This window comes from Acinetobacter sp. 18QD2AZ41W (assembly GCF_009829025.1).
Taxonomy (GTDB): domain Bacteria; phylum Pseudomonadota; class Gammaproteobacteria; order Pseudomonadales; family Moraxellaceae; genus Acinetobacter; species Acinetobacter pseudolwoffii.
In genome coordinates this window covers 178,015-191,541 of record NZ_WURP01000003.1, presented here as the reverse complement: position 1 = coordinate 191,541, position 13,527 = coordinate 178,015, and the positions used below count along the sequence as shown (strand labels likewise).

Here is a 13,527-nt window from a genome sequence, read left to right as displayed (position 1 = left end):
TACTCCACTATCTGAATCTTTAAAACTTATGGACGTTTAGTTAAAACTTCGTCCACAAGACCGTATTCTTTCGCTTGCTGAGCAGTCATAAAGTTATCACGGTCTGTATCGCGTGCTACTTTCTCGTATTCCTGACCGCTGTGTTCAGCCATTAAACGATTTAAACGTTCTTTAATAAATAGAATTTCACGGGCATGAATTTCAATATCCGAAGCCTGACCACGGAAACCACCGAGTGGCTGATGAATCATGACGCGGGCATTTTCTAAGCAGTAACGCTTACCTTTAGTTCCGGCATTGAGCAGGAAGGCACCCATAGATGCTGCCTGCCCCATACAATAGGTCACCACGTCAGGTTTGATAAACTGCATGGTGTCATAAATCGCCATACCTGCAGTCACTGAACCACCTGGCGAGTTGATATATAAATGAATATCTTTATCTGGATTTTCAGCCTCTAAAAACAACATTTGCGCAACGATAAGGTTCGCCATATTGTCTTCAACTTCGCCCGTCATAAAAATTACACGTTCACGCAAAAGGCGTGAATAAATATCAAAAGAACGCTCACCACGAGAGGATTGTTCTACCACCATTGGCACTAAAGCGTTTTCAATCGTTGGAACATACATACGTTTATTTATTCCTAAATTTTTTGTGACCTAACCCATAATCACAATATGAGGGATAATCACTGAAATTGCAAAAAATTCGCCAATAAATCCATCATATTTTTTGCATTAGTTTTGTGAAAATCAGAAATGCTTTTTTCAGGCATCAATATGAAAAAAAGGCGCATCAAGCGCCTTTTTTATGGAAAGCTAAAATTAAGCTTGTTGACGAGCTTGCTGCTCTTTCAATAAGTCTTCATAGCTTACAGTCGCATCAGTTACTTTAGCAGAAGCCAAAATGTAATCAACAACTTGGTCTTCTAGTACAACAGCTTCGATTTGTTGACGTTGTTGCGCATCGTTTTTGAAGTATTCGATCACTTCGTTTGGATCTTCATAAGAAGACGCCATGTCTTGGATATACGCTTCAACACGTGCAGCATCTACTTCGATTTTCGCATCAGCTAAAACACGGCTAACCAATACACCAAGTTTTACAGATTTTTCAGCTTGTTCTTTGAACAATTCATCTGGAAGCATGCTTGAATCAAATGCTTGCGCACCTTGAGCACCGAACTGTTGAGTGAACTGCTGAATCATTTGTTGACGTTGACGGTCAATTTCTTGAGCAAGCATAGCCGCTGGAAGTTCAACTTCGTTTGCAGCAACAAGCGCATCAAAAGTCGCACCTTTTACCTGGTTACGCAGGCCGTTTTTCACTTCACGTTCCATGTTTTTACGAACGTCAGCTTTCAACTTCTCAACGCCTTCTTCTTCAGACACACCGAAGATTTCTAGGAATTCAGCATCAATTTCTGGAAGTTTTTGTTTTTCAACAAGCTTCACAGTGATTTTGAATTGAGCTTGTTTACCAGCAAGGTTTTCAGCTTGGTAATCTTCAGGGAAAGTTACATCAATCACTTTCTCTTCGCCTTTCTTCATACCAACGATGCCGTCTTCGAAGCCAGGAATCATACGGCCAGAACCGAGTACAAGTTTGAAGTCTTCAGCAGCGCCGCCTTCAAATTTCTCACCATCAACCGTACCTTCAAAATCGAAAGTCACTTGCATGTCTTTTTTAGCCATGCCTTTGGTTTCAGCCCAAGCAGCACGTTGTTTTTGAAGATTTTCGATCATCTTCTCAACGTCTTTATCGTTGACTTCAGTTGCTTTACGTTCAACTTCCAGACCTTCGAATTTCACTTCAACTTCTGGATAAACTTCAACAGTCGCTGTATATACCAGCGCGTCGTCTTTCATTTCAGTTTTTTCGATGTTTGGCATGCCCACAGCATTGATTTTCTCTTGCTGGATTGCTTCGAAAACTGTGTCACGAATAATATCGTTTACCACTTCTTGGTAGATACCCGCGCCGTATTCACGACGAACTACGTTTACAGGCACTTTACCTGGACGGAAGCCGTTGATCTTCGCAGTTTTAGCAGTGCGTTTTAAACGAGCTTCAAATTGCTCATTAATACGGCTCGTCGGTACAGAAACATTTAAACGACGGGCAACGCCCGAAACCGCTTCAGAAGTTACTTGCATGGCTTCCTCTATATATTAGGTTATAACAGGTTTATAAAAATGTGCCACATTATATGACAACATTTAAGGATATACAAAAAATACGCGCGAGTTCCAGTTTTTAAACCCTTTTTTTACTTGAATTGGCATCTTTTCAAATATTCAGGCGATTAAATTGAAATGAAGGAATTGTATATTTTTATTGCAAATGATAAATATTATCATTAATATTCCTGAAATTTGATTTGAATCTTTAACTTTCTCCATCTCGGAATTTCGGTTATGCGTAATTTTAATCTTCGCCCACTTGCAGTGGCTATTCTTGGGGTTACAGCTGCCTCTGCACATGCTGAAACAAATAATAACACTGTACCAGTAACACAATTGTCTACGATTGTGGTTTCAGCAGCGGGTTATGAACAAAAGATTACGGATGCACCTGCTAGTATTTCGGTCGTTACGAAAGAAGAATTAGAAAAAAAACCATACATGACTTTATTAGATGCCGTTCGTGAACTGGAAGGTGTTGATATTGGAGAAACCAATGACAAAACAGGTCAGGGCTCCATTTCAATGCGTGGTATGGGGAGTGACTACACATTGATTTTGGTTGATGGTAAACGCCAAAATAACCATGGCGATATTTATCCAAACAGTTTTAGCGGCAACCAATTCAACCATATTCCACCATTAGATGCGATTGAACGCATTGAGGTGATCCGAGGTCCTGCATCTACTCTTTATGGTGCAGATGCTATGGGTGGTGTGATTAATATTATTACTAAAAAAGTGACAGACGAATGGTCAGGTTCGGTCACTCACAGCCGTACTTTTGAAGAAAATGATGATTTTGGTGAAGATCAAACCATCGATTTCAACCTTATGGGTCCATTAATTAAAGATAAATTAGGTTTAATGGTTCGTGGCAGCCTGTATGAACGTGACGAATCTAACCCACAATATGCACCTTCTACAGATCCAAATGGTGTGGTACACGATCGTAGTTTAGGTTTTGGTGGTGGTGGCCGAACCGTGAATAATGAAAATATGTCTTTAGGTGCACGCTTAACTTGGAAAATTACTGATAACCAAACCCTTTCTGCAGACGTTGATACCTCTCGACAAGAATACGATAATGATAAAGCACAACTCGGTACGTTAGATGGAATTGATTCAATTTGGCGCCAAACTTGCACAACTGCAGAACCATGTGGCCGTGCTGATCCCCGTGTCGGCTATAAGGCTGAACAGAAGTTTACTCGTGATACATGGTCACTTACCCATGAAGGCGACTGGAACATAGGTAAAAGCTTTATTTCATTAGCGCATGTCGAAACCAATAATAAAGGACGTACCCTTCCTTTCACAGTTGCAGAAAGAAGAACTCTTTTAGAAATGCTAAATGGGACAGGGCAATATGCAGGTTTAAGTGAAACAGAGCGCAAACAAATTGCTGAAGCAACTTTCTTACCACGTCCTGACCGTACTTTAGAGAGTGCACAATATACTCTTGATGCTAACCTCAACATGCCATTCGAACTTGCTGGTGAACACAATGTGATTGTAGGGACACAGATCATCCGTGGGGAACTCACAGATGGTGTGTTTGGTATGGAATCGGGTACCCCGGCTCAAGTACAAGATCATAATATGTGGTCATTATTTGCAGAAGATACTTGGCAAATTACACAACCTTTTGCATTAACAACGGGATTACGTTACGACAATCATGAAGTTTTTGGCGACCAATTCAGCCCACGTTTATACGGTGTATATACTTTTAACGATGCATTCACTGTAAAAGGTGGTGTAAGTACAGGTTATAAAACACCAAAAACAACGCAACTCTATGATGGTATTGTTGGATTTGGTGGTCAGGGAACATCTCCACAATTCGGAAATCCGGACCTACAACCAGAAACTAGTACAAGCTCTGAACTAGCTGCATATTGGCAGCATCCTGCAGGCCATAATTTCAATGCCACTATTTTCCACAATAAATTTGAAGACAAAATTGACTCTCAAGCTTGTGGTGGAACAACAGGCTTAATCTGTTCAAGCACTGGTGAATACGCCGATCTTGGGTATTCAACAACTACTCGTACTGTAAATATTGATGAAGTTGTTATTCAAGGTGTGGAGTTAGCAGGTAAAGTTCAGCTACTTGATCAAGTATCACTTCGTGCAAACTACACTTACACAGATAGTGAGCAAAAAAGTGGACAAGAAAAAGGCTTACCTCTAGGCAACACGGCTAAGCATATGGCAAATGCAACTTTAGATTGGCGTGCAACAGATGCTTTCAATGTATTCTTAACCACTGAATATCGTGCTGATCGTTTTGACCAAGTAAATGCTACTACAAATGAAGCTTTATATTTCGAAGACTCAACCGTGTTCCATTTAGGTGGTTCTTACAAGATTAATGATATGTTTACCATTAATGCACGTGTTAACAATCTATTGGATGAAGACTTTACTTCATATAAAACCACTTTCACTGAAGAAAATGGTAGTTATATCCCTTCATACCGTGATGACTACAATAATAAATATAAATCCCGTAGCTACTGGTTAAGTCTGAATACGAAATTTTAATTTTGAATATTAAACCCTGCCCCGGCAGGGTCTTTTCTTATGTCTAGACCCATACTTTCCCAAAATATTGCCTATATCTACCCTTTTATAAATATCATTATTCTCAATAAAAAATTAACAATCAGTTTACTTTATCAATTTCCATCAAAAACATAAGCTTAAATTATGATTGTTACATCATTACATTTATAAATTCATTTAATATTTTCTTAAAGATCATGAATTCCCATAATAAAAAGATAAAAACAATAACAAGAATCATTACTATTCGCATGCATATTTATTATTCAATGATCAGGTTCAAAATGACCTTTATTAAAAAACGCAAAAAAATCGTTTCCTCTGCAATTGTTTCCTCCTTATCAATGGTGGCTGCAAATGCGATGGCAGAAGAACAAGTGATCCAGTTAGACACGATTCATCAAGAAGTCAAAGCTGAACAGGCACCCAGCTTAAAAGTAGATCAATCTGCGAATAGCAAATTTGTTGCACCTTTACTGGATACGCCTAAATCAGTATCAGTGATTTCAAAACAGCTGATTGCAGATACTCAGGTGACAACTTTAGCGGATGCCCTTCGAACAGTTCCTGGTATTACCTTAGGCGCGGGTGAAGGTGGTAATCCGAATGGTGACCGCCCATTTATCCGCGGTTTTAACTCTGAAAGCTCCATGTATGTGGATGGCATTCGTAATGCCACTTCACAAAACCGTGAGATGTTTGCAGTCGAACAGGTTGAAGTCACTAAAGGTTCTGCTTCAGCCATGGGTGGTGCAGGAACAACGGGTGGCAGTATCAACATGATTTCTAAAGTGGCGAAAAAAGGAGATGCCCTAGAAGGTTCTGTCGCTGGTGGAACAGATAATTATCAACGTATAACTTTGGACGGCAACAAAGACTTTGGCAATGGGATTGCAGCACGTGTTGCAGTCATGGGCCATCAGAATGAAAAAGCGGGTCAGAAAGACGGCGCAGAATATAAACGTGCCGGTATTGCCCCAAGTATTAGCTTTGGTCTGGACACCCCTACTCGCGCGACTTTGGGTTATTACTACCTAAAAACGGACGATACGCCGGATTCGGGTATTCCTTATAACAATCCATTTGCTGCAACCAATGCAAGTGCAGGACTGAATGGTAACGGCAAACCCATTGATATCCAGCAAGGCCAATACTATGGCTGGAAAGATCGTGACTTTCAGAAACAGGAAAATCAGTCAGGAACTATTAAATTAGAACATGATCTGAGTGACAATCTGACGATTAGCAATACCGCAGTGTATAACCAATCTAAAAATGATTACCTGTGGACTAATCCAGATGACTCTAAGGGTAACATCTTGCTAAATGGCAATGTCTGGGCACGTGCAAACTCTCGTGTAGCCGATACTAATACTTTTACTGACCAGCTTGCATTAACTGGAAAATTCAATACAGGTTTCCTTAAGCATAGCTTTAACCTAGGTGCAGAGTACTCAGATCAGGAAACAGATCGTACGCAATATATTATTAATGGCAAAAACGCGACAGGTACTCTCAATCCGGATAATACTCCAACTAATAACTGTAGTATTCCCGCGAATATAACATCAGGTTGGTGTACCTCTGTACAGAATCCTCATCGTGCTCCATGGACAGGCACATTAAGTACCAATGGTGCTGACCGTTACAATATCGAAAGCAAATCCAAGTCTGTTTATTTCCTGGATAGCATTGAATTTACCCCACAGTGGCTTTTGGATTTAGGCGTGCGTTGGGATGACTATTCAACTGAGCAAACCATGACCTATGGTGCACGAAATAATGCAGTTACTGGCGCAAACAATACGCCAATTACAGCAAGTGCTGGCGATCAGGTAACAATTAAAAATGATCAAGACTTTATCAACTACCAAGCAGGCCTAACCTATAAACCTGTTGAAAATGGCAGTATCTACGCAAGTTATGCAACTTCTTCCAACCCAGTCGGTGTCGATGGTGGTGATGGTTCTGAAGGCATTAATGCGGCAATTCAGAATTTAAAACCTGAAGAAGTTCGTACCATGGAACTCGGCACAAAATGGGATATTCTGGATGACAAACTCAATCTGACTGCTGCCATTTTCCGTACCGAAAAAACCAATACACGAGCGGCTGCAGAAGATGGTACTACGCAAAACATTGGTGAAACACGCGTAGATGGGATTGAACTCGGCGCAAATGGGAATATCACAGACAAATGGGCGGTATCTGCGGGTTATACCTATTTAGACAGCGAACTTGTCGATGATGGTACGGGCACCAATGATGGTAAACAAGTACAAAACGTAGCAAAAAACTCAGCGACACTTTGGACGACTTATCAAGTCCTGCCGCAACTGACGCTCGGTGCTGGTGCAAGCTATATGGATAAAGTATATGGCAATGCGGCAAATACCAAATGGGTCGATGACTATGTCCGCTATGATGCCATGGCACGTTATAACGTGAATGACAACGTTGATTTGCAATTGAACATTAACAACCTGTCAGATGAACGTTACTTCACAAAAGCGTATGCATCTCACTATGCCACTGAAGCAGAAGGTCGTAGTGCAGTATTGGCCATCAACTTTAAATATTAATTCGATCTAAACATAGCCGCCTTAGGGGGGCTATGTTATTTTTTAAATACAATTATTCAGAGGTTTCCAGTGCTGCATCATATTCCAAATGTCCTGAGCAAAGAACAGGTACAATATTTCCGTGAGGAGATGAATAAGGTTGAATGGGTCAACGGCAAGGTGACCGCAGGTACATTGTCTGCCACCGTGAAACAAAATCAGCAACTGCCTGAAGATCATCCCCTGACCCAGCACTTAAGCACCATCATTCTTGAATCTCTGGGACAGCATGCCCTGTTTTTATCAGCAGCCATTCCACTGGACATCATCCCCCCGCTGTTTAACCGTTATGAAAATAATGAAGCTTTCGGCTTTCATGTCGACAATTCCATTCGCCGGATTCGTGGCAGCAATGAACGCCTCAGAACCGATCTATCCTGTACGGTTTTCTTGAGTGAACCTGAAGAATACGTCGGTGGTGAACTGGTGGTCGAAGACACTTACGGTTATCACGAAGTAAAATTACCTGCCGGCGATATGATTCTGTATCCATCCACCAGTTTGCATGAAGTCACCCCAATCACCTCAGGTTGCCGAATTGCCTCATTTTTCTGGATACAAAGCATGATTCGTGATGATGCAGAACGGCATATGCTGTTTAATCTGGATCAAAGCATTCAAAACTTGAGAATGCAACTGGGCGATCAGCATGCAGAAGTTATGAAACTGACCAATTTGTATCACAACCTCATGCGCAAATGGGCCGAGCTTTAAAAGCTTGCCCGGATGAAATGTCTTTAACCATCTAGGGCTATCTTTTCTAAAAATAGAGGCTGATATGGCATGATTGGGTGTAAAAAATAACGGCTTATTTCAAAATCAAGAAAATATAAAACACTATACTTAAAATATATGGGAATATTTTTCAAAACTTAAAGCTTATAAGAAAATCTTTATTAAGATACGACTAAAATCTATTAAAAAAGCAAAAACTTTTCGGTTTAACTGGATTAAACTTAAAGTTATAAGTTGATCATGCAGGTTTTTTGATTAAGACTAAATCCCAAATATTCCAGAAGATTTTTAGTTTTAATGCTGGTTCCAATCTGTATGTAGACGATTATAGACACAATCTATTCGGTAACCTTTGCCAGTGCTTCAACCAAGCGCAGACTCTATCAGGTTACACAAGGAGCTCTCTCATGATGTTGGCTGATCCAAGTAAAAAATACCGTCGCATGTATCAACGTGTGGACTTACCAGACCGTCAATGGCCGAACAATGAAATCAACAAAGCGCCAATCTGGATGAGTACTGACCTGCGTGATGGTAACCAGGCGATCTTCGAGCCAATGAACATGGAGCAAAAATTCAAGATGTTCCAGATGTTGGTGAAAATCGGTTTCAAGCATATTGAAATTGGTTTCCCTTCAGCATCGCAAATTGACTTTGATTTCACTCGTAAATTGATTGAAGAAGATCATATTCCTGAAGATGTTTATATCGAAGTTTTGGTTCAAGCTCGTGATCATTTAATTGCTCGTACTTTTGAATCTTTACAGGGTGCAAAACGTGCCATTGTGCATATCTACAACTCCAATTCACCGACTTTCCGCGAGAAAGTCTTAAATGTAGATGTAGCGGGCGCAAAACAATTAGCCGTCAATGCAGCACAAAAAGTCAAAGAATATGCCACAAAACAGCCTGAAACTGAATTTGTCTTCCAGTACAGCCCGGAATGTTTCACTGCGACTGAATTAGAAGTTGCAAAAGATGTCTGTGATGCTGTGACTGAAATCTGGGAAGCATCACCGACCAATAAAGTGATCTTGAACTTGCCAGCAACGGTAGAAGTTTCAGGTCCACACATCTATGCCGATCAAATCGAATGGATGCACCGCAACATTCAGCGTCGTGACGGCGTGATTATTTCAGTGCACTGTCATAATGACCGTGGTTGCGGCATCGCGGCATCTGAATTGGCGATTATGGCTGGTGCCGATCGTGTTGAAGGTTGTGTGTTTGGGAACGGTGAGCGTACCGGTAATGTCGATGTGGCAGCAATCGCATTGAACATGTATACCCAAGGTGTTGCGCCAAACCTGGATTTCTCCAATATCAATGAAATTATCGCGACTGTAGAAGAATGTACCGGTTTGCCAGTACATCCACGTCATCCATACGCAGGTGATTTGGTCTTTACTGCATTCTCCGGCTCACATCAGGATGCGATCAAAAAAGGTTTCGAATTCCAGAAAGACCAAGAAATGTGGGATATGCCATATTTACCAATCGATCCAAAAGACTTGGGCCGTGACTATGATGCGGTGATTCGCGTTAACTCACAGTCAGGTAAAGGCGGTATCGCCTACTTGTTAGAATCGAATTACAACGTGACTTTACCACGTCGTTTACAAATCGAGTTCTCGCAAATTGTACAAAAACGTACCGATGAACAAGGCACTGAAATTTCTGCAACCGAGATCTGGAAGTTGTTTAAAGAGACTTATGTCGATGTTAAACATGTACATTACTCAACTAAGAACTACAAGTTATCGGATGACAATGGCAATCAGGTGATTGAGCTGGATCTTGAAGTTGAGGGTCAGTCCCGCCGTGTTCGCGGTGAAGGCAATGGTCCAATTTCTGCAATCTTGGATGCATTACAATTGCCAATCGATGTCTTAAACTATGAAGAGCGCAGCATCAGTTCAGGTGCGCATGCCAAAGCCTTGGCCTTGATTGAACTGCAAGTCAAAGGCACTGGCAAGTCTGCCTTTGGTGCGGGTGTGCATGACAACATCGTGACCTCTTCGATCGAAGCAATTCTTGCATCGACCAACCGTCTGATTGATCAAGGTGTATTAAGCACTGATCAGGTAATCGCTGCTGCGGTCTAACCGGCTGTATTAGAATTAGCGATAATTCATAGCACTAAAATGACTTTAGAAGGATATCCGCTAGTGGTATCCTTTTATTATTCATACTCAAGATTTTAAGGCGAATCCTCCCCGTGTCTTTTCCAGCTGACTCAGTGGGCATTGTTGTCCCACAAAAGTTCCAATTTGAAGAGCCGTTAGAGCTTGAATGCGGTCGCATCCTCCCCCGTTTTGAACTGATGGTTGAAACTTACGGTACCTTAAATGCTGACAAGTCGAATGCCATTCTGATTTGTCATGCCCTTTCTGGTCATCATCATGCCGCAGGTTATCATCATGAAGATGATAAAAAGGCCGGCTGGTGGGACGCCTGTATTGGTCCCGGCAAAGCCATTGATACTGCAAAATTCTTTGTGGTTTCACTGAATAATATTGGGGGCTGTAGTGGCTCTACCGGTCCAACCTCACCAAATCCTGAAAATGAAAACCGTCCTTATGGTCCAGATTTTCCGCTGGTCACGGTCCGCGACTGGGTTAAAACTCAGGCTTTATTGTCCGATCGTTTAGGCATTCAGACTTGGGATGCCATCATTGGTGGTTCACTCGGTGGCATGCAGGCACTGCAATGGTCAGTGGATTACCCGAACCGTTTAAGAAAATGTGTGATTATTGCCAGTGCGCCAAAACTTTCAGCACAGAATATTGCCTTTAATGAAGTAGCACGTCAGTCAATTTTGTCTGATCCTGACTTCCACAACGGCCGTTATCTGGAAAATGACAGCTATCCCAAACGTGGTCTAATTCTGGCACGTATGGTCGGTCATATTACCTACCTGTCCGAAGAAGCCATGAAGCAGAAATTTGGCCGTGATCTGAAATCTGGCAAATTTATGTATGGTTTTGATGTCGAATTCCAGGTCGAAAGTTATTTGCGTTATCAAGGTGAACAGTTCAGCCGTAACTTTGATGCCAATACCTATCTGATCATGACCAAAGCACTGGATTATTTTGATCCGTCACGTGAATATGAGCAGTCACTGAAAAAAGCCATGGCCCATACCCGGTGCAAATTTTTGGTGGTGTCCTTCACCACTGACTGGCGTTTTACCCCTGCCCGCTCGCAGGAAATTGTGGATGCCTTAATTAGCAACCATAAACCGGTGAGCTATCTGGATATTGATGCCGAACAGGGTCACGATTCCTTCCTGTTCCCGATTCCCCTGTATGTAAAATCTTTGCGTGCATTCCTGGGTGGTGAAGAACACCTGAAAGCCACACCGAAGGAGGCCGTATAATGCGTATCGATCAACAACTCGCTGAAAAGTGGATTAAGCCCGGTTCTAGCGTACTCGACCTCGGTTGTGGCGATGGTGAACTGCTGGCACAAATGAGTAAAAAACACGATATTCGTGCATACGGATTAGAAATTGATCAGGAAAAGATTGCAATTGCGGTCAGTCGCGGGTTAAATATCATCCAACAAGACTTAAACCTCGGTTTAAGCCGCTTTGCCGACCAGTCTTTTGACAATGTGGTCATGGCACAAGCTTTGCAGGCTGTAGATGCACCTGACGTATTATTGCGTGATATGGTGCGTGTGGGGAAACAGGCGATTATTACCTTTCCGAACTTTGCGCATTGGAAGACCCGTTCTTTCCTGGCCATCAAAGGTAGAATGCCGGTTTCTGAAGCCTTGCCTTATATGTGGTATAACACCCCGAATATCCACTTATGTACATTTCGTGATTTTGAAGCACTTTGTGCGGAAAATAACATCAAAATTATTAATCGACTCGCTGTGAACGGGAATCAAGAAGATAGTTTGCTCAGCAAGCATCTCCCTAATCTATTTGGTGAAGTCGCAATTTATCGAGTGAGCGCGCTATGAAAAAATTATTATTAGGTACGACGCTACTGGCTGGACTTTTTGGCATGCAAGCCCATGCCGACTATGTTGCTCCAAGTCCTTCTGTTGCCAGTCAAGCGGCTCAGTATTCAGTAATGGATATCAACAGTCTGATCAAAGCAGCTAAAGCAGGTCAGGCCGGTGCACAGTTTTATCTGGCCACCAAATACCAGTATGGCAAAGACATTCAAAAAGATGAACGACAGGCCTTTGCCTGGTACAAAGCTGCTGCCGATCAAGGTTTAGCCGTGGCGCAGTTAAATGTCGGCCGTATGCTGGCAGATGGCATGGGCACCCGAAAAGATGAAGCGCTGGCACGTCAGTATTTTGAAAAAGCAGCCAGCCGTGGTGATAACCGTGCCAGCTTTAACCTGGCCATGATGGAAGAGAAAAAGAAAAACTACATGGGTGCTTATCAGTGGTATGAACTGTCTACCCGTGATGGCATGCTCGACAATAAAGTGATTACCCTTTCTGAAGGCAAGAAAACAGCATTGGCGGCAAACTTGACCCAGGAACAGATCCGTCAGGCGCGTGACCGTGCCGACAGATGGATTCAGGCACAATAAAGCTGAATGGTATAAATAGCACCTTCGGGTGCTTTTTTATTGCCTACAAACCCGCAATGGCAGTTAAAATAGCACGATTGATATTTAGAGAATGAGTGACACATGGCTTCTACAGATTGGTTATCCCAAGGCACACTGGTATTGGCAAGTAATAACAAAGGTAAAATTGCCGAGTTTGAGAAAATGTTTGCGGAACTGCAACTGCCGGTAGATGTGATTCCTCAAGGTCAACTGAATATCGAAGATGCCATCGAAGATGGCTTAAGCTTTGTTGAAAATGCCATTATCAAGGCACGCCACGCGGCTAAAATCTCAGGTAAACCGGCGATTGCCGATGATTCAGGCATTTGTGTGCCAGTTCTTGGCGGAGCTCCTGGGATCTACTCAGCACGTTATGCCGGTGAACATGGCAATGATGCCGCCAATAATGAGAAACTTCTAGTAGACCTTAAACCATTGCGTAAAGATAGCGAAGCGATTGAAGGCATGTTTGTCTGTGTACTGGCACTGGTTCAACATGCTGAAGATCCACTGCCACAAATTTTCCAGGGCATCTGGACGGGTGAAATTTTAGAAGCAGCACGCGGTGAAAATGGCTTCGGTTATGACCCGCTGTTCTGGTTGCCGGAACTCGGTATTTCCAGTGCAGAAATGAGCAAAGAAGAAAAGAATAAAATCAGTCATCGTGGTCAGGCCATGCAGCTGTTTAAAGCCAGTTTGGCGAAATAATTTGTTTTACCCCTCCCTTTTCCAAAGGGAGGTTGGGAGAGATTTAAACATTAATGAATCCCCCTAAATCCCCATTTTTCAAAGGGGGACTTTATAACTCTTTCTAGCCTTCTCTCCAAAAAAGGA

Annotated in this window: 10 protein-coding genes; 8 read left to right on the top strand and 2 right to left on the bottom strand. The window is 42.2% G+C overall.

Translation table 11 applies throughout. The features are described from left to right. Positions 1 to 26: 26 nt before the first annotated feature. Entirely contained in the window at positions 27 to 632 is a 606-nt protein-coding gene (gene clpP / locus GVV58_RS06805; RefSeq protein ID WP_005095582.1) for an ATP-dependent Clp endopeptidase proteolytic subunit ClpP, read from the bottom strand. Between the two features lie 195 nt (positions 633 to 827). Continuing rightward, entirely contained in the window at positions 828 to 2,159 is a 1,332-nt protein-coding gene (gene tig, locus GVV58_RS06800; RefSeq protein WP_005095580.1) for a trigger factor, read from the bottom strand. Positions 2,160 to 2,420: 261 nt separating this feature from the next. On the opposite strand from tig, the gene GVV58_RS06795 reads away from it, so the two are divergent. From GVV58_RS06795 to rdgB, 8 genes are all read left to right on the top strand, one after another. Next, positions 2,421 to 4,736 (top strand): TonB-dependent receptor, encoded by a 2,316-nt coding sequence (locus GVV58_RS06795; RefSeq protein WP_159516224.1) that lies wholly within the window; start codon positions 2,421 to 2,423, stop codon positions 4,734 to 4,736. 305 nt (positions 4,737 to 5,041) lie between these two features. Beyond that, positions 5,042 to 7,339 carry a TonB-dependent siderophore receptor gene (locus GVV58_RS06790; RefSeq protein WP_159516223.1) on the top strand — a complete coding sequence of 766 codons (2,298 nt, stop codon included), beginning with the start codon at positions 5,042 to 5,044 and terminating at the stop codon, positions 7,337 to 7,339. Between the two features lie 69 nt (positions 7,340 to 7,408). Next, entirely contained in the window at positions 7,409 to 8,092 is a 684-nt protein-coding gene (locus GVV58_RS06785) for a Fe2+-dependent dioxygenase (RefSeq protein ID WP_159516222.1), read from the top strand. 428 nt (positions 8,093 to 8,520) lie between these two features. Next, entirely contained in the window at positions 8,521 to 10,218 is a 1,698-nt protein-coding gene (leuA, locus tag GVV58_RS06780; RefSeq protein ID WP_159516221.1) for a 2-isopropylmalate synthase, read from the top strand. Positions 10,219 to 10,331: 113 nt separating this feature from the next. Next, positions 10,332 to 11,492, top strand: a complete 1,161-nt coding sequence (locus GVV58_RS06775) for a homoserine O-acetyltransferase (RefSeq protein ID WP_100355652.1) — start codon at positions 10,332 to 10,334, stop codon at positions 11,490 to 11,492. After that, complete coding sequence (gene metW / locus GVV58_RS06770) at positions 11,492 to 12,085, top strand: methionine biosynthesis protein MetW (protein ID WP_004278415.1); 594 nt, start codon at positions 11,492 to 11,494, stop codon at positions 12,083 to 12,085. The genes GVV58_RS06775 and metW overlap by 1 nt, the downstream gene beginning before the upstream one ends. Then, positions 12,082 to 12,672, top strand: coding sequence for an SEL1-like repeat protein (locus GVV58_RS06765; RefSeq protein ID WP_100534625.1), 591 nt, complete (start codon positions 12,082 to 12,084; stop codon positions 12,670 to 12,672). The genes metW and GVV58_RS06765 overlap by 4 nt, the downstream gene beginning before the upstream one ends. 102 nt (positions 12,673 to 12,774) lie before the next feature. Beyond that, the gene (gene rdgB, locus GVV58_RS06760; protein ID WP_074383999.1) at positions 12,775 to 13,401 is read left to right on the top strand and encodes an RdgB/HAM1 family non-canonical purine NTP pyrophosphatase; all 627 of its coding nucleotides are present in this window, start codon (positions 12,775 to 12,777) and stop codon (positions 13,399 to 13,401) included. The last annotated feature ends 126 nt before the right edge of the window (positions 13,402 to 13,527 follow it).